We start from the raw sequence: 21495 nt of genomic DNA, 5'->3' as shown, positions 1-21495 counted from the left end.
GGTTACGGCGCCCTGACCTCCATCATGCCGGTCGAGGTGCGGGCCGAATATTGCGGCCGGTACATGTCCTCGACCACTGCCGCGGGATGTGTGTAGACGCCGGGCGTCACCGCCCGCACCACATAGGCCATGGTGGCCGAGCGGGCATCGCCCTGCGTGTGGTCGAAAGCCGCGACGAAACGGTCGTTGCGGAATTCAAGGTGCGCGGCCTCGGTCTTTTCCAGCCAGCCGAAGTTCGACAGCTCGGCGCTCGAAACGAGGCCCGGATTGTCGATCTCGAAACCGGCCGGCAACAGGTCGGTGACGAGCACGCGCGACGGCCAGTCGTTCTCTTCATTGATCTTCAGCACCACCACATAACGCTCGTTCTGCGTTGCCTGCGTGACATTCGCCTCAGCGCCATCGAGCGTGTAGTAGGTGCGCTCGATGGTGAAGCCGTCGCCGCCCGCCGGCAATGGCTGCGCCGGTGCGGCGACCGCCGTCACCACCGCGTCGACCGGGTTCGTGCCCGGATTGACGATGGTGATCGGGTTTTCCAGCAGCTCCTGGCCGGTAACCCGCTCGGAATAGTTGCCGGCATGGGTGACGCCATTGACCTCGAGCGTGATCGCCGCGGTCCCTGCCTGGATGGCGCGGGCGGCGAGCAGCATCCACGCCTCGTCCTGGGTGCTGGTATAGGCCACCTTCTTGCGGGCCGCCGAGACCAGCTGCACCATCGCCGGCACCGTCGCCGGCAGCGGCTTCACTTCCGCGGCAAGCGACAGCATCGCCGCTCCGTCGCGCAATTGCGAGCCGTAGTCGGAGCGGTAGTAGTCGTACTCGGTGTTGGTCTCGGCAAGCCGCAGCGCGACGCCGAAGGTCGCCTCGGCGCGCTGGTTGTCGCCGTAGAGCGCCAGCGAGGCGGCGAGCTGCGCGACCGCCATCGGGCTGGAGAACGCCTCGATCTGCGTGTCGGCATAATACCGCATGTCGCCGACCGAGGCCTTCTTGTTGCGGGCCAGCACATAGAGCGCGTAGGCGATCTCGTTGCCGCGGTCGGTGATGTCGACGTCGTAGCCGAGCGAGTTCTGCAGGTTCTCCAGCGCCTGCAGCATCGCCTGCTGCGGAACGTCGTAGCCCTGCTCGCGCGCCCGGGTCAGGAAGTCGCTGACATAGGAATCGAGCCACAGATCACCGGAGCCTGGCGCCCACAGGCCGAAGCTGCCCGACGATGCCTGGTAGTTCAGCACCCGGTAGATCGCCTGCTGCACGCGCTCGCGCAACGCGGGGTCTTCCGCCATGCCGGCGGCCTTCGCCAGTTCGCTTACATAAAGCAGCGGCATGGCACGGCTCGTCGTCTGCTCGGCGCAGCCGTAGGGATAGCGGTCGAGCGTCATCAGCAGCGACGGGATGTCGAAGGCCGAGGACGGCGAAACGCCGACGCTGACGGTGGCGCCGTCGAGCAGGCTTGCGGCCAGCAACTCGCGATCGACCTTCAACGAGCCGCCATTGGCGGCGAGGCTGACGACGGTGCGCGTGGTGACCGGCATGGCACCCGGCCGCACCGGCAGCAGGAGTACCTGTTCGACCACGAGGCCGCTGGCATGCGACAGTGTCACGGTGATCGAAGCATCGCCGGCGGTGTCGGCATCGATCGGCACGAACACCGTCTCGCGCTTGCCTGCGTCGAGCGTCACCTTTTCCGGCACCGGCGCACCGCCGCCGGCCCGTATCTTGCCGACGGTTTCGATCATCAGGTCGTAGTCGCCGGCCGGGCCGTCGGTGTTGGCGATGTCGAGCCGCAACTGCGCGGTGTCGCCGGGCGCCATGAAGCGTGGCAATCCGGCGGTCACGACCACCGGCTCGCGCACGATCACATCGGTCGATGCGTGGCCGACCGCGTCCTTGGTCCAGGCGACGCTCATCACGCGCACGGTGCCGTTGAACTGCGGGATGTCGAAATCGACCGTTGCCTTGCCGTCGGCGTCGAGTTTCACCACGCCGGAGAAGAAGGCGACCAGCTTTTCGGTCGGCGGGCTGCCCTGCGAGGCCATTGCCGCGCCGTCGCCGCCGGTGCGCAGCCGGCCTGCCGCTCCCAGCGAGCCGTCGATCAGGCGGCCGTAGAGATCGCGCAGCTCGAGCCCGAGTTGGCGCTGGCCAAAGAACCACGCTTCCGGATCCGGTGCCTTGTAGCTGGTGAGGTTGAGGATGCCGACATCGACGGCGGCGACCATCACATAGGCGTCGCTTGCCGGCGGCACGCCGGTCACGCTGACCGGTATCGGCAGCGTCTGGTGCGGCACGGTCTTTTCGGGTGGCGTCATCGCCACGGCGAGCTTGCGTGCGCCGGGGTCGATCTTCAGCCATTTCACGCCGATGGCGCGGGCCGGCATGCGCGTCTCCTGTGCGTCGCCGGGCCTGTAGAGCGTCGCGGTGACATAGGCGCCGGCACCCCATTCCGCGTCGACCGGGATGTCGATCATGGCGCCGCCTTCCGGCACCGTCGCCGTCTGCGTGGCGAGCAGTTTTTCAGCGCCGATGGTGATCAGCAGCTCGCCGGCGAAACGTGGCGAAACCTGGAGCTTGGCGACGTCGCCCGCGGCATAGGTCTCCTTGTCGAGCGCGATCTCCAGCCCGTCCGGCGTCTCGGTGGACGCGGCCTCGACGTACCAGCCGGCATCGAATTCGTAGCTCGACGCAGGGCCGGCCGGATCGTCGGTTTCGATTTCCAGCTGGTAGCGGCCCCAGTCGGTGGCGACCGTGATTTCGCCGTCCTTGTCGGCGGCGGCGTCGACCTTGCCGTTGGCGACCGCCTTGGTAAAGGTCACCGGCTCATAATTCCACGAACTGCCGTTCCGGTACCATTGGTAGTTCCGCTCTACCTTGACCAGCGACCAGTTGAGGCCGGCCAGCGACTGGCGTTCGCCGTCGGGGTTGACGGCGATCACCTTGAACGTCGCGTTGGCGCCCTGCGGTACCGACTCTCCGTCGAACTGCGGCGCGATGCCGATCAGCGCACCTTGCGGCTTGATCTCGATGTCGATCTTGCGCTCGACGGCGCGGCCGCCGCCTTCGCGCATGCGCACCGCCAGTTCGGCGTTCAGCATGCGGGTGGTGGACGGCAACTGGTCGAGCTGGACCGGGAACGTCGCCTTGCCGTCCTCGCCGATCACCGGCAGGCCGGAAAGCGGAATGCGGGTATCGTCGCCTTCCTCCTCGTCGGCGAGGCCGAAGTGGTAACCGTCGAAGCGCTCCCACTCGGTCATCGTCGACAGGTTGATCTCGCCCTCCAGCGTCAGCCCGACGGCCGGCGCGCCATAGAGGAAGCGGCCGTCGACGGTGACCTCGGCGGCCTCTCCCTGGGCAATCTCTTCCTTGTCGGCCTTCATGTCGAACTCGATCCGGTCCGGCACGAAATCCTCGACCAGGAACATCGACTGCGCCACGGCTGGCTGCTTCGGATCGGTATGGATGGCAATCTGCCAGGTGCCGCGCATCGCGTTGGGTGCGAGCGGCAGGTCGACGGCATGGCCGCCGAGGGTTGCGCCGTCGCTGACGATGCGGCGCTCCTCGACGCCGTCGGGTCGCGTGAAGATGAAGGTCAGCGGCAGGTTCTCGACCGCCTTTGCCGAGGCGTCGCGGGCAAGGGCTGCCACATGCACCTCCTCGCCGACGCGATAGATGCCGCGTTCGGTATAGGCATAGACGTCGAGCGCGCCGGGTGCCGCGCGGCCCTCGACACCACGGTCGGTGAGGTCAAAGCCGGCCCTTGTCATGTCGAGGAACACGAAATCCGTATCGCCCTGGCTCGCCATCACGACGGCGGGCACCTGGCCGCCAGTGCCGCGCGTCAGGCCGGGCGTGAAGGTGGCGCGGCCGTCGGCATCGGTGCTGGCGGTGCCGAGGATTTCATTGTTCTTGGCAAGCAGCGTCAGCTCGATGCCGGCGAGCGGCTTGGCGCTTGCCAGCGAACGGGCGAAGACGTTCAGGCCGTCCTGGCCGGTGTAGGTGGCAAGGCCGATATCGGAGACGACGAACCACTGGGTGGCCAGCGTCTCGTAGGAATCGCGGCTGTCGTCGATCGGCGCGGCGGTCTGCACATAGACGCCGGGCTTGCGCTGCGGCAGCGCCTCGTCGATCGGGAAACTGGTCGTCACTTCCTTGTTCAGGTCGTTGGCGATCGCCAACTGGCCTTCCCAGACCGGCGCGCCCATCTGGTCGGCAATGTTGCCGATGTCGTAGGTGTCGAGCTGGCGCAGGAACTGGTAGCCGGACAGGAGCTGGGCCAGCGAACGGTCGCCGATGCGGTAGACCTTGATCTGGGCGGCGTCCATGTTGACGCTGACCATGGGGATGCCGTGCCGGGCCGTCGACGGCAGCACGAAGCTGTCGCCGGTGAAGCGCGCCGACGGCGCGCGGTCACGCACATAAACGGAGAGCTGCACCGGAGCCTCGAGCACCTCGCCAATCGCCGCCGGGAGGCCGCTGCGGAAGGCGACGCGATAGTGCTTGCCGTGCTCCAGGCCCTCGACGCAGATCTGCTTGTCCTTCGCTTCGATACCTTTCGGCGCCTGGTCGTCGACGGTGACGAAGGGCGCGTAATCGACGCCGGTCTTGACCAGTTCCTCGGAGAATTGCGCGCAGACGCGCGGCGAGGTGCTGTCGGCGTCGATCGAATGATCGACCACCCGGAAGCCTTTCCGCGCCTTCAGGTCGCGGTATTCGGCGGTGACGGCGGCGGAATTCACCAGCGCCAGGCTTGCCTCGTAGGCAGACAGGGCAGGGCGGTAGAGGTCGCGCCGGTCAAGGCCTTGCGCGATGACGGCCAACACCTCGGCGCGGCTCGCCGTGGTGCGCAGCAACTGATAGGCGTTCCACGCGGCCGAGGTCGCGTCGCGCTGCAGGTTCGCGCCTTCGCCGCCATTGGCGGGCTGAACGGCAAGCGTCGCCTTGGCAAGGTTGATCCAGAGGTTGCCGTCGTCCGGCGAAATCGCCGCCGCCGAAGTGTAGCTCTTCATCGCGGTGCGCGGGTCGTTGGTCAGCATCGCATAATCGCCGGCTTCGACCAGCTGGGCGAGGCCGCTGTCTCCAGCCGCGACCGACCCATTGGTCAGGTTGGTGCGGAACTGGCGCGCCTCGTCGATCATCCAGGCGGGATAGAAGGTCAAAGCGGGCGGTGCGCCGATATCCGGATCGCCTGCAAGATTGACGACCTTTCCGGCGACGGCGCCGGCAAACGGCTTCAACTGGTTATAGTCGGACTTGAGAAAGCACCACTTCGCCTTGGTGTTGTAGGTGAAGGCGCGGCAGGCGGAATCGCCAAGGCAGGCCGTCTTGCATTGCTGAAGAGAGAAGTTCTGTTCCGACCTCAGGTCGAACCCGAAATAGTCTCCATTCTCGCTGGTTACGATCGTCCGAGCCTCACCCGCTGCAAAGGCCGGATTAAGCAACGCAAGAAGTGCGAAAAGGAAAACGGAGAATACACCAACCGCGCGCAATGACATGTTGCCCTCCAAGACGCTGCTATCCACTGGCTAGTGAGCAAGCTTCACGAGAGCTTGTCAACAAGTAGTGGTTGCAGGCGACCGGCCTGCCACGGGATGTTTCGATGCCCGCTGGATATCTATGCGATATCCACTACCGCGGTGTGACCGAAACAATGCGACTGTTACGAAAGCGACTTACCCAAACCCGCCTATTTGTGACGATTCGATTGTGGCGTCTTTACGGGCGTTTCGAGCCCGGTTCGGCAAATTTGCGGGAGTTGCCGGGCAGCCGCCTCCAGCCCGCCGAAACCGTGGCACAGCCCTTGAAAGGCCGCTGGCGCTGTTCAATTCGGGGTGAATGTCTCATTGCAATATTCGTTAAAAGATTCAACTGAATCGCTGGCGCATTAGCAATTTTGCGCCAAGTTTGTCGCTATCGCGCGAACTGCTTCAAAAGCAAAGTTGCACATTCCCTAATGCATTTCGCATCCCGTTCGCTTTGACATCGCGGACCGGATGCGGAATGTTAAACGGCAGAAAGCCAAAAAAATGGGAGTTGGTGTGATGACCTTCTACAAGAGTAATGGGGATCGTGTTCCTGACCATATCGTCGAGATGGCGGAGCAGGCGAAGACGGGAAATGTCGACCGTCGCGAGTTTCTCGCCTTGGCCAGCGTGTTCGGCGCGTCGACGGCCATGGCCTACGGCATGCTTGGGCTTGCCGCGCCGACCGAAGCCGCAGCGCAGGAGCCCAAGAAGGGCGGCGTGCTCAAGGTCGCGATGTGGGTCAAGGATCCCAAGGATCCGCGTACCGCGGACTGGTCGGAGATCGCCAATGCCGAGCGCCAGACGCTCGAGCCGCTGGTCAAGTACACCCGCGAATTCACTTTCGAGCCCTACCTTCTGGAAAGCTGGGACGTGAATGACGACGCCACCGAATACACCCTGCACGTCCGCAAGGGCGTCACCTGGACCAATGGCGACACCTTCAACGCCGACGACGTGATCTACAATTTCACCCGCTGGTGCGACAAGAGCGCGGAAGGCAATTCGATGCCGGGCCGCATGGGCACGCTGGTCGACGAGGCGAGCGGCAAGCTGCGCGAAGGCGCCATCACCAAGGTCGACGACAATACGGTGAAGCTGGCGCTGACCAAGTCCGACATCGGCCTCATCCCCAATCTCTGCGATTATCCAGGCCTGGTCGTCCATCGCACCTTCGACGAGACCGGCAAGGACTTCGTCAAGAACCCGATCGGCACCGGCCCGTTCGAGCTCGTCTCCTACGATGTCGGCCAGAAGGTGGTGTACAAGCGCCGCGAGGACGGCAAGTGGTGGAACGGCGAGGCCTATCTCGACGGCGTCGAGTTCATCGATTACGGCACCGACCCGTCGGCGATGGTGTCAGCGTTCGAGGCTGGCGAGGTTCATACCAACCACGAGACCTCGGCCGACTACGTGTCGATCCTCGAAGGCGTCGGCGCCGTCACGTCGGAAGTGGTCACCGCTTCGACCATCGTCTGCCGCACCAACGTCGCCAACAAGCCTTATGACGATCAGAAGGTCCGTCAGGCGCTGCAGCTCGCAGTCGACAACGCGGTGGTCCTGCAGCTCGGCTACGGCAATGCCGGCACGGTTGCCGAAAACCACCACGTCTCGCCGATCCATCCCGAATATGCCGAGCTTCCGAAGATCGCCCGCGATCCCGCGAAGGCAAAGGCGCTGATGGAGGAGGCCGGCCAGGCCGATTTCGAGCACGACCTCATCACGGTCGACGAGGACTGGCACAAGAACACCGGCGACGCCATCGCCGCGCAGATCCGCGAGGCCGGCATCAAGGTGAAGCGTACGGTTCTGCCGGGCTCGACGTTCTGGAACGACTGGACGAAATATCCATACTCGATGACCAACTGGAACATGCGTCCGCTGGGCATCCAGGTGGTGTCGATCGCCTACCGTACCGGCGAAGCCTGGAACGAGGCGGCCTATTCCAACCCGGATCTCGACGCCAAGATCGGCGAGGCCCTTTCGGTCTCCGACGCCGAGAAGCGCAAGACGATCATGGCCGACATCGAGAAGATCCTCCAGGATTCCGGCATCATCGTGCAGCCGTACTGGCGCAAGCTCTACAACAGCTCCATGCCGGCCGTTAAGAACCACGGCATGCATCCGACCTTCGAGCATGACTTCGGCAAGGTCTGGCTGGACGAAGAAGCCTGATCGCGTAACGACAGCGGGGAGAGACGCAAGCCTCTCCCCGTTCTCCATACGGGTTGCCATGGCATGAGCCATGGAAACGGACCCCAACCCGCACGGCAGGGGGCACGATGCTAGCATTCATACTCCGGCGCATGGGCACCATAGCATTGACCATGCTGTGCCTGACGATGATCGTGTTCTTCATGATCAACCTCGAGCCCAATCTCAAGAAGCTCGCCATCAGCCAGCTCGACATGCGCAGCCCGGCCGAGCAGATCGAAAGCTGGCTGGTCAAGAACGGCTACCGGCAGAACTTCTTCGTCCGTTACGGCCAGTGGCTCGGCCTTGTCCAGAAACAGCCGAACATCGATCCGGCCACCGGCAAGGCGACGCCCCGGTTCAGCTTCTGCGACGAGCCGGCCGAGCCTTATTATGGCGGCATCCTGCAAGGCGATTTCGGCTGCTCGACCAAGTTCAAGACCAAGGTTTCGGCCAAGCTGTTCCCGGCGCTGGGCGCGACGGGATTGCTGATGTTCTGGGTGATGGTGACCATGGTGCCGATTGCGCTCCTGATCGGCATCCTCGCCGGCATGCGCGAGGGCTCGCGAACCGATCGAGCGTTATCGGTGGCCTCGATCACCACCACCGCCACCCCGGAATATGTCTCGGGCGTCATCTTTACCGTCATCTTCGCCACCTGGCTTGGCTGGCTCAACGGTTCGGCGGCCAGCGCCACCGGCCAGGGCATCACCTTCTACAACTTCACCCTGCCGGTGATGACCATGGCCATCTACGGCATCGGCTACATCGCCCGCATGACGCGCGCCTCGATGGTCGAGGTGATGACGCAGCAATATATCCGCACCGCGCGGCTGAAGGGGCTCAGCTTCGGCAATGTCGTGGTCAAGCACGCGCTGCGCAACGCGCTGATCGCGCCGTTCACCGTCATCATGCTGCAATTCCCGTGGCTGCTCACCGGCGTCGTCATCGTCGAGACCATGTTCCGCTACCAGGGGTTCGGCTTCACGCTGGTCGAGGCCGCCGGCAACAACGACATCGATCTTCTGCTCGGCTGTTCGCTGGTCTCGGTGTTCGTCGTTCTGTCCACCCAGCTCATTTCCGATATCGGCTACGCATATCTCAATCCACGCATCAGGGTTCAGTAGGGGGCACGGCGGATGCAGCTTGAATTCATCGGCCCGTTCCAGATCGTGCTTGGCGTCCTTGCCCGTTTCTGGCCCGTCTGGCTGGCCCTGGCGATCGTGCTCGGCGCGAGTTTCGTCTATCGCAAGAAACTCGGCCTCTATGGCCAGCTCTTCGACAGCGGTGTCGGCATTGCCGGCGTGGCGATCTGCTTCTTCTGGCTGTTCACCGCGATGTTCTCCTCGACCATCGCGCCGTTCGATCCGCTCGGCCAGATCCCGATCATGAAGGACGCGCTGCCCGGCGCGATCGAACCGGCATCGAAGCAGGTCTACCTGTTCGGCGGCGACAAGCTGTCGCGCGACGTGTTTTCCCGCATGGTGTTCGGTAGCCAGATCGTGCTGATCATCGCACCGGCCGCGACGGCCTTCGCGCTGATGGTCGGCACCACGCTCGGCCTGCCGGCCGGCTACTACGGCGGCCGCATCGACACCGTCCTGTCGTTCCTCGCCAACCTCGTGCTGGCTTTCCCGGTCATCCTGCTTTTCTACCTGCTGGTGACGCCGGGCATCATGGACACGCCGATCCCCTATGGGCTCGCCGGCCTGTTCTTCCTGTTCCCGATCATCTTCTTCGCGACCTTGTTCTACACCCGCTTCAAGAATCGGCCGGAGCGGCTCTATCCGCTGCTGGCGCTGACCCTCATCGTTGGCGGCTGGATCTATGTCGGCCTGGTCTTCGACGCCGATCCGCTCGGCATCGTGCATATCGAACCGAACCAGCTCAACATCTTCGTGGCGGTGGTGTTCGCATCCTCGCCCGGCGTGTTCCGCATCGTGCGTGGCCTGGTCATGGACATCAAGACCCGCGACTATGTCGCGGCGGCGCAGACCCGCGGCGAGTCGCCGTGGTACATCATGCTGTGGGAGATCCTGCCCAACGCACGCGGTCCGCTGATCGTCGATGCCTGCCTGCGCATCGGCTACACGACGATCCTGCTCGGCACGCTCGGCTATTTCGGCCTTGGCCTTGCTCCGGAAAGCCCCGACTGGGGTACCGCGATCAAGGATGCGTCCCGGTTGCTGCGCTCCTTCATCCACCCGGCATTGCCGCCGACTATCGCGCTGATGTCATTCGTGCTTGGCCTCAACCTTCTGGCCGACGCACTGCGTGAACAGTCGATGAAAGACTAAAAAGAAACCCGGAAGGCGATCCGATGAACGAAGCCGTCAAAGCCACGAACATCACCACCGGCGCTAACCCGATACTCGAGATCGAGAACCTCTCGATCTCCTTCTTCACAAGGCGCGGCGAAATCCCGGCGGTGATGGATTTTTCCTGCACCGTCATGCCGGGCGAGGCGATGGGTATCGTGGGAGAATCTGGCTGCGGCAAGTCGACGGTGTCGCTCGGCATCATGCGCGACCTCTCCAATGTCGGAAAGATCGTCGGCGGCCGCATCAAGTTTCAGGGCAAGGACATGGGCGACATGTCCGACGAGGAGCTACGCTCCATCCGCGGCAACAAGATCGCCATGATCTACCAGGAGCCGATGGCGAGCCTCAATCCGGCACTGAAGATCGGCCAGCAATTGATGGAAGTGCCGCTGATCCACGAAAAGGTCTCGAAGGACGAGGCCTACAAGCGCTCGCTGGAGATGGTGCGCTCGGTGCGCCTGCCGGACCCCGAGCGCATGATGCGCTCCTATCCGCACCAGCTTTCCGGCGGCCAGCAGCAGCGCATCGTCATCGCCATGGCGCTGCTGTCGAAGCCGGCGCTGCTCCTGCTCGACGAGCCGACCACGGCGCTCGATGTTACCGTCGAGGCCGGCATCGTCGAACTGGTGAAGGGGCTGGGCAAGCAGTTCGGCACGTCGATGATCTTCGTGTCGCACAATCTCGGCCTCATCCTCGAAACCTGCGACCGCATCACCGTCATGTATTCCGGCGAGGCGGTGGAGACGGGCACCGTCGAGGACGTGTTCGACCGCATGCGCCATCCCTATACGCAAGGGTTGTTCCGCTCGATCCCGCTGCCGGGCGCCGACAAGAATTCGCGGCCGCTGATCTCCATTCCCGGCCAGTTGCCGCTGCCGCACGAGCGGCCGAAAGGCTGCAATTTCGGGCCGCGCTGCCAGCATTTCGTCGAAGGCGTCTGCAACGCCGCCGAAATCCCGATGATCCCGGTCGCTGGCCACGACAACCATGCGAGCCGCTGCGTGCGCTTCGAGGAGATCGACTGGGCAGCGCTGCCCGAAGGCGCCAAGAAGAAAAAGGCACCGATCACACCCGGGGCGCCGGTGCTGAAGATCGACAACCTCAAGAAGTACTACAAGGTTTCGGCCAACGAGATTTTCGGCGGCAGCGAAGGCCGCGTGGTCAAGGCCAACGAGACGATCAGCTTCGAGGCGCGCGAATCCGAGACGGTGGCGATCGTCGGCGAATCCGGCTGCGGAAAGTCCACGCTGGCCAAGGTGCTGCTCGGCCTTGAGACGGCGTCCGCCGGCACGGTGACGCTCGGCAATACGGAAATCGAGTCGACGCCGATCGAGAAGCGCGACGTCAAGACCATCTCGTCGATCCAGATGGTGTTCCAGAATCCATTCGACACCCTCAACCCCAGCCATTCGGTCGGCTCGCAGATCATCCGCACGCTGGAGAAATTCAAGGTCGGCAACACGGTGGCCGAGCGCCAGAAGAAGATGCTCGAGCTGCTCGACCTGGTGAAGCTGCCGCGCGCCTTCGCCACCCGCAAGCCGCGCCAGCTTTCCGGCGGCCAGAAGCAACGTATCGGCGTGGCGCGCGCCTTTGCCGGCCACGCCAAGGTGGTGGTTGCCGACGAGCCAGTCTCCGCTCTCGACGTCTCCGTGCAGGCGGCGGTGACCGAGCTTCTGATGGACATCCAGCGCGAGTCGAAAATGACGATGCTGTTCATCAGCCACGATCTGTCGGTGGTGCGCTATATCGCCGACCGAGTCGTCGTCATGTATCTCGGCTACATCGTCGAGCAGGGCACGACGGATCAGATATTCTCGCCGCCCTATCACCCCTATACCGAGGCGCTTCTGTCGGCGATCCCGATCGCCGACACCAGCGTCATCAAGAAGCACATCGTGCTGGAAGGCGACATCCCGTCGGCGATGAACCCGCCGACCGGCTGCCCGTTCCAGACCCGCTGCCGGTGGAAGAAGTTCGTACCCGGCGACAAGTGCGAGACGCAGGTGCCGCCGCTGAAGGATCTTGGCGACGGGCACAAGAGCCTCTGCTGGCTCGACGATGAACAGTTGGCGACAATGGAGCCGGTGATCAGCTTCGCCAAGAATGGCGCGGATGCACCGGTGCGCGACGTCGTGCCGGACGATGCGGGAACACCTGCGCCGTTCGGTTCGCAGCCGAAGCTGAAAGCCCCGCCGAAGGCGAAGAAAGCCTCCCCGGACGCCGGTGTTGCATCATCGCGTGCTGCGGAAAGGACCACGGCACGCCAGACCCGCCGCACCGAGCCGGAAAACACCACCACGCCGCTGGTCAAATCGGACAAGCCGGCTTCGGCAGCGGCACCATCGCAGCCTGCCGCTTCGCTGATGCAGGTGGGTGAGGGCAGGCAAGCGGCGAGTGCGAAGGTGAAGCCCGCCGCCGGTGCCGCGTCCAAGGCAAAGCCGCGCGCCACTGCGCCGGCCGCCAGGGCGCCCGGGGCGACGCCGAAAGCGGCGCCTGCCAAGGCTCCAGCAGCGGCGGAGCGTGGCCGCCCGACCGGAATGGCGAAGCCTGCAAAGCCCGACGATCTGAAACTCATCGCCGGCGTCGGCCCGAAGATCGAGCGGCTGCTCAACGAACTCGGCATCTACAGCTTCGCGCAGATTGTGGCGTGGAAAAAATCCGAACGCGACTGGGTCGATGGTTATCTGCGCTTCAGCGGTCGCATCGAGCGGGACGACTGGGTTCGCCAGGCCAAGGCCCTCGCCAAGGGTGGCGAGGCCGAATACATCCGCGTCTTCGGCAAGAAGCCGCGCTGAGCAGTCGGGCTCATCGACTTTCAAATGGCGGCCTCGGGCCGCCATTTTCATTTTCGACCATGGAACTCTTTCGGCGCTCCGCTGTTGGTCTGGCACCCCAAGGAATGCCGGAAGGAGAAACCCCGTGGCCAACAGCGACAAGAAAAAACTCTACGAGATGATCGACGACGTGAAGATCGCCATGCTGACGACCATCGAGAAGAACGGTTCGCTGCACACGCGCCCGATGGCCAACCAGAAGGCCGACAGCGAAGGTTCGATCTGGTTCTTCACCGACAAGGACGGTTCGGTCGCCAGGAACGTCAAAGCCAACTCCAAGCTCAGCCTCGGTTATGCCGGCAGCGGCGCCTACGTCGCCGTCACCGGCAAGGGCGAAATGGTCGATGACCGCGCGCTCATCGAAGCGCTGTGGAGCGAGGAGGTCAAAGCCTGGTTCCCGAAAGGCAAGACCGATCCGAATCTGACGCTGCTGAAGGTGGAGCCGGACACCGGCGAGTTCTGGTCGTTCCCGTCCGCGCCGCTCAGCCAGGCGGTCGGCTACGTGAAGGCCAAGCTCACCGGCGAGAAGGCCGACGACATCGGCGAAAACAAGAAGCTGGCGCTCTGACGGAATTGGCCGGCAGATTGGTCGGCAACTACCGGCACTGCCTCAACTGCGCTGCATAGTTGCGCGCCATCTTGTCCGTGTCGCGCGCGTAGTTCTGCACGCTGGCGCTCCAGTTGCCGCGCTTGAAGCCGGTCCAGCCGAGATAATAGGCCATGTAGAGGCGGTAGGTGTCGTTCTTCGCCACGCCGTAGGTGTCGGCGGTCTTGGCGTGATACCAGCCGACGAAATCCACCGCATCGGCGAAGTTGCTGCGCCGGGCGCTGAAGCCGCCGGCCTCGCGCTGATATTGTGCCCAGGTACCGTCGAGCGCCTGAGAATAGCCATAGGCGCTGGACTGGCGTTTCCACGGAATGAAGCCGAGCAGCTTGGTGCGCGGCGGCTTGGCGTGTGCCTTGAAACCGGATTCCTTGCGCACCGTCGCCATCAGCACCGGAACCGGAACGCCGTATTTCCTTTCAGCGCTTTTGGCCGCACTTTGCCAGTTGTTGAACCAGCCATCCTGCTGGTCGAAAACCGCGCAGATGTCGTTGATATGGCTCGGAGCCGTCGCGCAGGCCGACAGCCCCAGCAAACCAGCAACCGATACAATTTTACTAAAACGCCACCCAACCATGCGGTGAGCATTAGGTGAAAATCATAAAGGGAGTCTTGCCGCCGTTCTTAATCAATCCGGCGCGATTGTGGTCATGAAAAAGCGATGGCGAACAATCCGACCCAGAATGTCGCTTTTGTTTCCACGGCTGCCTTCGAAATGCCGCCTTGGCTAAAATCCCGCCTGCAAATGTCGAATACCTGACAGCCGCGGCTGGATCGGAAGGGAACTATGCCCGCTGTCGAACTCAAGTGCGGCGCGGTCCATGCGGCCCGTGCGACAGACCAGCGGACCGATGACTGGCCAGGCTTTTACTTTCATCCAGGATTTTCGTTTCGGCGATGCGCCGGCGGAGGTCGTCGTTCATGCCAAGCGCAGCCTTCTCGACCTGATCGGCGTGGCAGCGGCCGGGTCGCGCCTGCCGGTCAGCGATGCCGTCCGAACCGTTTCCCTCGAGGCGTTCGGCGGCACTGACGCGGGCTTTTTCTTCGACGGGCGAAAGGCAAGTGTCGCAGGCGCCGCGTTCGCCAATGCCATGACAATCGACGGGTTCGACGCGCATGACGGCCATCCGCTGACCAAGGGCCATGCCGGCTGCGGCGTGCTTGCGGCTCTCGCCGCCTTCGCCGGTGACGGCGCCTCCCTCAGCGGTGAAGCCGCACTCGCTCATCTGATCGCGGGTTATGAAGTGGCGATCCGTGCCGGCATCGCGCTGCACGCGACTGCGCCGGACTATCACACATCGGGCGCCTGGGTCGCGCTTGGCGCGGCGGCGGTCGGATCGCGCGTGATGAAGCTCGATCGCGCTGCCACGCGCGAGGCGCTTGGCATTGCCGAATTCTATGGCCCGCGCAGCCAGATGATGCGCTGCATCGACCACCCGACAATGGTGAAGGACGGATCCGGATGGGGCGCGATGACCGGCGTTTCCGCTGCCCTTCTCGCCCAGGCCGGGTTCACCGGAGCGCCGGCGATCACCGTTGAGGGCGACGATGTCGCGCGCCTTTGGTCGGATCTCGGTTCCCGCTGGCGCATGTCGGAGCAGTATCTCAAGGCCTATCCGGTCTGCCGCTGGGCGCAGCCGGCAATGGAAGCGGCGGCGCAATTGCAGCGCGATCACGATTTTACGCACAGCCTGATCGAGCGCATCACGGTCAGGACGTTTCGTGAGGCAAGCCGGCTTGCCGTTGCTGCGCCGGAAGCGACGGACGCGGCGCAATACAGCCTGCCTTTCCCGGTCGCGGCGCTTCTCGTGCGCGGACAGGTCGGCCCGGACGAGATCGATGGCGATGCACTTGGCGATGCCGAAATTCTTCGCGTCTCGCGATCGGTCGAGCTTGTCGACGACCCGCGCTACTCGGCGCTGTTCCCCGCCGAGCGATGGGCGGAGGTGGAAATCGGCTTGAGCGACGGCCGGGTGCTGCGCTCGCGTCCGTCGGTGGCACGGGGAAGCGCCGAAAATCCGCTCTCGGATGCCGAGGTCGAAGCAAAGTTCGACATGCTGATGGAGGCCGGCGGCGTGGCCGAGCGTGCCGAGAGCGTGAAATCCATGGTGATGACGCTTGAGACGGCGCCGTCAGTGGCGCCGCTGCTCGAAGCGATAACGTGTCCGCCATTGCATGTCTCAAAACGGATGAGGGCTGCGGAATGAACGTGGAACGTCGACGGCGCAGCGCCGACCGGGGCCATGCTCGGTCGGGTGCCGCCATCCCGCAACTGCCGCTGCGGCGGGTGACGAATCCCTATCCGCCGATGCAGTTGCTGTCGGCCGATCAGGTCGAGGCGATCCACGAGGCCTCGATGCACATCCTCGAGAATTTCGGCATCGAGGTGATGAGCCCGCGCGCGCTTTCGCTGTTCGAGAAGGCGGGTGCTACGGTCGACCATGCGACACAGAACGTCCGCATCGATCGCGGTCTCGTTGCCGAGGCTCTGAAGACGACGCGTTCGCATTATACGCTGACGCCGCGCAATCCGGAGCGGACCATCCATCTCGGCGGCGACACGATCAATTTCACGCTGGTCGCCGGTCCGCCCAACGTGCACGACATGGCGCGTGGTCGCCGCGCCGGCAATCTCGCCGATTATTCCGACCTCGTGCGGCTGGCCCAGCATTTCAACTGCATCCACATGATCGGCAACCAGGTGTGCGCGCCGATCGAGCTGCCGGCCAATTCCCGCCACCTCGACACCTATTTCGCCAACCTCACGCTCACCGACAAATCCTTCCACGTCTCGGCCATCGGCCGGGGCAGGGCGCTCGACGGCGTCAACATGATGGCGATCGCCAGAGGGCTGACGCTTGAGCAATTGGCGGACGATCCCGGCGTCACCACCATTATTTCGGTCAACTCGCCGCGCCGCTTCGACGACATGATGGCGGACGGCCTGATGACGATGGCCGAGTTCGGCCAGTCGGTCGCCGTCACCCCGTTCACGCTGATGGGCGCGATGAGCCCGGTCACGCTCGCCGGCGCGCTCGCGCAGCAGAACGCCGAGGCGCTGTTCGGGGTCGTGCTGACCCAGCTTGTGCGCCCCGGCGCGCCGGTCATGTACGGTGCCTTCACCTCCAATGTCGACATGAAGTCGGGCGCCCCGGCGTTCGGCACGCCTGAGAACACCAAGGCCAACGTCGCGTCCGGCCAGCTTGCCCGCCGCTACAACCTGCCTTACCGCACGACGCCCGGCTCGGCCTCCAACGCCGCCGACGCGCAGGGCGCCTGGGAGACCATGATGGCGCTGTGGGGCGCCATCCTCGGCCATGGCAACCTCGTCTACCACGCCGCAGGCTGGCAGGAGGGCGGGCTTACCGCGTCGTTCGAAAAGTTCATCATCGATGTCGAGATGATCCAGCACATGATGGAATTCCTGCGGCCGATCGAGGTCAATGAAGGCGAGTTGGCACTCGATGCGCTCGGCGCGGTGCCGACAGGCGGCCATTTCTTCGGCGAGCCGCACACGCTGGAGCGCTACTCCACCGCGTTCTACCAGCCGATGCTGTCGAACTGGCAGAACTACGAGGCTTGGGCTGAAGCCGGTAGCCTCGACGCCACGGCGCGCGCGACGAAAGTCTGGAAAAAGGCGCTGGAGGAGTATGTCGAGCCGGCGATGGACCCTGCGATCCGCGAGGAACTCGAGGCCTACATGGCGAAGCGCCGCGAAGAGATCGGGGTGGGTGAGCCGTGATGATCATCGGTCTGCGCTGCCCCTCACCCTTACCCTCTCCCCGTAAAGGGACGGGGAGAGGGGGGCGTCGACGCCGGAGCTGCTTCCTTCTCCCCGTTCTTACGGGGAGAAGTGCCCGGCAGGGCGATGAGGGGCAGCGCAAACCTCACCTCTGGAATCAATTCCCTTCCACCCAGATTCTAAAATCCTCTCCAATCCATTGAAACCGTAGAGAAAAACATGAAATCGCATGCAAAGGTCGTGGTCATTGGCGGCGGCGTCGTCGGAACCTCGGTTCTCTATCATCTGGCCCGCGCCGGCTGGACCGACGTCGTGCTGCTGGAGCGCGACGAGCTGACCTCCGGCTCCACCTGGCACGCCGCCGGCGGCATGCACACGATCAACGGCGATCCCAACGTCGCCAAGCTGCAGAAATACACCATCGAGCTCTACAAGGAGATCGAGGAGCTTTCCGGCCAGGCGACCGGCGTGCATGTCACCGGAGGCGTGCTGCTTGCGGCCACCGAGGCCCGCATGGACTGGCTGCGCGGCGTCGTGGCCAAGGGCCGCTATCTCGGCCTCGACCTGGAGGAGATATCGGCGAAGGAAGCGGCCGACCTGATGCCGCTTCTCGACCCGAAACAATTCGTCGGCGCGGTGCGCAATTCCGAGGACGGCCACCTCGACCCCTCCGGCGTCACCCACGCCTATGCCAAGGCGGCCCGAAAACTCGGGGCGGACGTCGAGCGCTTCACCAAGGTCGAGGAGATCGTGCGGCGGCCGGACGGCCTCTGGCGCGTCATCACCAACAAGGGCGAGGTCATCGCCGAGCATGTCGTCAACGCCGGCGGCCTTTGGGCGCGCGAGGTCGGCCGCATGGTCGGGCTGGAGCTGCCGGTGCTCGCCATGGAGCACATGTACCTCATCACCGAGGACATGCCGGAGGTGAAGGCCTGGAACGACAAGACCGGCACCGAGATCATCCACGCGGTCGATTTCGACGGCGAGCTTTATCTGCGCCAGGAACGCGGCGGCATGCTGATGGGCACCTACGAGAAGGCCGGCAAGCCGTGGTCCGAGCACCAGACGCCGTGGAACTTCGGCCATGAACTCCTGGAACCCGACATCGACCGCATCGCGCCGTCGCTGGAGGTCGGCTTCCGGCATTTCCCGGCGTTCCAGAACACCGGCATCAAGCAGATCATCAACGGCCCGTTCACCTTCGCGCCGGACGGCAACCCGCTGGTCGGCCCGGTGCGCGGCCTGCCGGGTTTCTGGGCTGCGTGCGGCGTCATGGCCGGATTTTCACAGGGTGGCGGCGTCGGGCTGGCGCTCTCCAACTGGATGATCCACGGCGATCCCGGCTTCGACATCTGGGCGATGGATGTGTCGCGCTACGGCGACTGGGCGTCGATGGCCTACACCAACGCCAAAGTGCGCGAAAACTATTCGCGGCGCTTCTCCATCCGCTTCCCCAACGAGGAGTTGCCCGCCGGCCGGCCGCTGAAGACGACACCGGTCTACGACCTGCTTGCCGCCAAAGGCGCGCAGTTCGGCGTTTCCTACGGGCTGGAAGTGCCGTTGTGGTACGCGCCGGAGGGTGTGAAGGACGAATTCTCGTGGCGTCGCTCTAGTGATTTTCCCTCCGTTGCCGCCGAGGTGAAAACGGTGCGCGAGCATGTCGGCCTGTCGGAAATCTCCAATTTCGCCAAATACAAGGTCACGGGCGAGCGCGCCGAGGCCTGGCTGGACAGGATCCTCGCCTGCAAGCTGCCGCAGCCCGGCCGTATGACGCTGGCGCCGATGCTGAAGCAGGACGGCAAGCTGATCGGCGATTTTTCGCTCGCCAATTTGTGCGGGTCGTTATCTTTGCAGGAAGTTACCCCCACCCGTAACCCCTCCCCTCAAGGGGGAGGGGAATCCGGCAACGTCTCCGCTGCGCGCCAACAGTCGGCGATTTCGTTGGGCACTGCGGCCGCAAATTCCCCCTCCCCCTTGAGGGGAGGGGTTGGGGGTGGGGGTATTGCATCGCAAGCCGGTGGCGAATGGATGATCTTCGGCTCCGGCATCGCCGAGGAATATCACTTGCGCTGGTTCGAGAAGCACCTGCCGGGCGACGGCTCGGTCAAGGTGGAGGCACTTGGCGCAAAACTCACCGGTCTCTCGATCGCCGGGCCTAACGCACGCAAGCTGCTGGAAAAGGTCACGCGCACCGACGTTTCATCTGCCGCCTTCAAGTTCATGGACATCAAAAAACTCGATATCGGCATGGCGCCGTGCCTTGCCGGCCGGGTCAGTTACACGGGCGATCTCGGCTACGAGCTGTGGATCGCACCCGAATACCAGCGCTCGGTGCTCCATACCCTGATGGAAGCCGGCGCGGAATTCGGCATCGGCCTGTTCGGCTCACGCGCCCTCAACGCTTTGCGCCTGGAAAAGAACTACGGCTCCTGGGCACGCGAGTACCGGCCGATCTACGGACCGCTCGAAGCGGGACTCGACCGCTTCGTCGCCTACAACAAGCCTGCCGATTTCATCGGCAAGGCGGGGGCGGCGGCGGAAAAGGCGTCAGGCGGCAAGCTCCGCCTGCGCGCCTTCGTCATGGAAGCGGACGACGCGGACGTCATCGGCGACGAGGCGATCTGGTTCGGCGGCGCCGTGCGCGGCTGGGTCACCTCTGGCGGCTATGCGCACAACGCCAAAGCCTCGGTCGCCATGGGCTACGTGCCGAAGGAAATCGCAGACGAAAGCGACGGCTTCGAGATCGAGCTTCTCGGCAAGCGCCACGCCGCCCGTATCCAGCCCGCGCCGCTGTTCGACGGCAACCAGCAGCGGCTGCGGGGTTAACCCGCGAACGGCGGCGACCGCCGCCGGATCGGCTGCGACTTGACGATCGCCGTGTTGGTCTCGGCCTTGTCGGCGATGCGGTCGATGATGCCGTCGAGCTGGTCGATCGAGCGCACGAACAGCCGCACGACAAAACAGTCCTCGCCCGTCACCTTGTCGCATTCGGTGAATTCCGGCGTTTCCTCGATCAGCTTCTGCACGATGTGCAGCTTGCCGGGCAGAGGCCGGATGCGGACAAGCGCCTGCAACGTATAGCCGAGTGCTGACGGATCGATCTCGACGGTGAAGCCGCGGATGACGCCGCGTTCCTCCAGCCGCCGCAGCCGCTCCGAAACCGCCGGCGACGACAGGCCTGCCTGCTGGCCCAGTTCCTTGAGCGAAGCGCGCGAATCCACCGCGAGGATTTGCAGGATGCACTGGTCGATGTCGTCGATCACTTCAGATTCTCCTGATAAATTGGCTTATACCTTATATAATTAAACGCTCGACGCAAAACACCTTTCTAAAAGCATGTAAAATCCCGGCGCGATGTCGGATTCTCGGCTGCTGACAGTTTCGGGAGCCTTTGATGACGGACATACACCGCGGCACCATCGAGATGACCGCCGCCATGGTGATCCTCGGAACCATCGGCTGGTTCGTCGTCATGTCCGGCCAGCCGGTCATGGACGTGGTGTTCTGGCGCTGCGTCTTCGGCGCGGCGACGCTTTTCGTCGTTTGCGCCGCGCTCGGTCTGCTGCGCGGGCTCCTGTCGTGGCGGTTGCTGGCGCTTGCTGCGCTCGGCGGCGCGGCCATCGTCATCAACTGGCTGCTGCTGTTCAGCGCCTACACCCACGCGTCGATCTCCATCGCTACCGCGGTCTACAACACGCAGCCCTTCATGCTGGTCGGTTTCGGCGCGCTGTTCTTTTCCGAGCGGGTCACTGTGACGAAGCTGACATGGCTCGCTTTGGCCTTTGCCGGCATGCTGCTCATCGTGCAGGGCAAGCCCGACGCCGGTTCGGTCGGCACGGATTATTTCGGCGGTATCTTGATGGCGCTGGGCGCGGCCTTCTTCTGGGCTGTCGCGGCGATCGTCACCAAGAAGCTCGCCGGCACGCCGCCGCATCTCATCGCGCTGATCCAGGTCTCGGTCGGCATCGTCATGCTGGCACCGTTCGCCAATCTTTCTGAGCTTCCCGGCGATCCCCGCACCTGGGCGATGCTGGCGGTGGTCGGCGTCGTGCACACCGGGCTGATGTACATCCTGATGTATGGCGCCATCCAGAAGCTGCCGACGCATCTGCAGGGGTCGCTGTCCTTCATCTACCCGGTCGTCGCCATCCTGGTCGATTTTCTGGCCTTCGGGCACCGGCTGCAGCCCGCCCAGCTGGTCGGCGCCGCCGCGATCCTTCTCGCGGCGGCCGGCATGAATCTCGGCTGGTCGCTGTGGCGTCCGAAGATGGCCTGAGGCGATTTCCACCGC

General features: G+C 64.1%; 12 protein-coding genes. 9 read left to right on the top strand and 3 right to left on the bottom strand.

Annotation, left to right across the window (positions count from 1 at the left end; all coding sequences use genetic code 11):
- Positions 1–2: 2 nt before the first annotated feature.
- Positions 3–5483, bottom strand: a complete 5481-nt coding sequence (locus OHD58_RS14745) for an alpha-2-macroglobulin family protein (RefSeq protein WP_263804144.1) — start codon at positions 5481–5483, stop codon at positions 3–5.
- Between the two features lie 546 nt (positions 5484–6029).
- Between OHD58_RS14745 and OHD58_RS14740 the strand changes: the two genes are divergently transcribed.
- The 5 genes from OHD58_RS14740 to OHD58_RS14720 all read left to right on the top strand — a co-directional run bounded on the left by OHD58_RS14740 (position 6030) and on the right by OHD58_RS14720 (position 13426).
- Positions 6030–7685 carry an ABC transporter substrate-binding protein gene (locus OHD58_RS14740; RefSeq protein ID WP_263804143.1) on the top strand — a complete coding sequence of 552 codons (1656 nt, stop codon included), beginning with the start codon at positions 6030–6032 and terminating at the stop codon, positions 7683–7685.
- Positions 7686–7792: 107 nt separating this feature from the next.
- Positions 7793–8830: an ABC transporter permease gene (locus OHD58_RS14735; protein WP_263804142.1), complete on the top strand. Its 1038-nt coding sequence runs from the start codon at positions 7793–7795 to the stop codon at positions 8828–8830.
- Positions 8831–8842: 12 nt separating this feature from the next.
- Positions 8843–10000: an ABC transporter permease gene (locus tag OHD58_RS14730; RefSeq protein WP_263804141.1), complete on the top strand. Its 1158-nt coding sequence runs from the start codon at positions 8843–8845 to the stop codon at positions 9998–10000.
- A 23-nt stretch (positions 10001–10023) separates the two neighbouring features.
- Complete coding sequence (locus OHD58_RS14725) at positions 10024–12819, top strand: dipeptide ABC transporter ATP-binding protein (protein WP_412177217.1); 2796 nt, start codon at positions 10024–10026, stop codon at positions 12817–12819.
- 124 nt (positions 12820–12943) lie between these two features.
- The gene (locus tag OHD58_RS14720; RefSeq protein WP_263804140.1) at positions 12944–13426 is read left to right on the top strand and encodes a pyridoxamine 5'-phosphate oxidase family protein; all 483 of its coding nucleotides are present in this window, start codon (positions 12944–12946) and stop codon (positions 13424–13426) included.
- Positions 13427–13454: 28 nt separating this feature from the next.
- On the opposite strand, the gene OHD58_RS14715 is transcribed toward OHD58_RS14720, so the two are convergent.
- The gene (locus tag OHD58_RS14715) at positions 13455–14039 is read right to left on the bottom strand and encodes a transglycosylase SLT domain-containing protein (RefSeq protein ID WP_263804139.1); all 585 of its coding nucleotides are present in this window, start codon (positions 14037–14039) and stop codon (positions 13455–13457) included.
- Between the two features lie 244 nt (positions 14040–14283).
- Here OHD58_RS14715 and OHD58_RS14710 point away from each other — a divergent pair, with 244 nt between their 5' ends.
- From OHD58_RS14710 to OHD58_RS14700, 3 genes are all read left to right on the top strand, one after another.
- A complete protein-coding gene (locus tag OHD58_RS14710; RefSeq protein ID WP_263804138.1) occupies positions 14284–15669 on the top strand; it encodes an MmgE/PrpD family protein in 1386 nt (461 codons plus the stop codon).
- Positions 15666–17204, top strand: coding sequence for a trimethylamine methyltransferase family protein (locus OHD58_RS14705; RefSeq protein ID WP_263804137.1), 1539 nt, complete (start codon positions 15666–15668; stop codon positions 17202–17204). The genes OHD58_RS14710 and OHD58_RS14705 overlap by 4 nt, the downstream gene beginning before the upstream one ends.
- Positions 17205–17423: 219 nt before the next feature.
- On the top strand, positions 17424–20030 hold the full coding sequence (locus OHD58_RS14700; RefSeq protein ID WP_263804136.1) for a GcvT family protein: 2607 nt from the start codon (positions 17424–17426) through the stop codon (positions 20028–20030).
- Here OHD58_RS14700 and OHD58_RS14695 read toward each other — a convergent pair.
- Complete coding sequence (locus OHD58_RS14695) at positions 20027–20467, bottom strand: Lrp/AsnC family transcriptional regulator (protein WP_263804135.1); 441 nt, start codon at positions 20465–20467, stop codon at positions 20027–20029. The two genes, OHD58_RS14700 and OHD58_RS14695, sit on opposite strands and share 4 nt — an antisense overlap.
- A gap of 131 nt (positions 20468–20598) precedes the next feature.
- Between OHD58_RS14695 and OHD58_RS14690 the strand changes: the two genes are divergently transcribed.
- On the top strand, positions 20599–21480 hold the full coding sequence (locus tag OHD58_RS14690; RefSeq protein ID WP_263804134.1) for a DMT family transporter: 882 nt from the start codon (positions 20599–20601) through the stop codon (positions 21478–21480).
- Positions 21481–21495: the final 15 nt, after the last annotated feature.

The organism is Mesorhizobium sp. ZC-5 (genome assembly GCF_025753855.1).
Taxonomy (GTDB): Bacteria; Pseudomonadota; Alphaproteobacteria; order Rhizobiales; family Rhizobiaceae; genus Neomesorhizobium.
The sequence above is the reverse complement of the archived record's forward strand: the minus strand, read 5'-3'. Positions and strand labels throughout refer to the sequence as shown.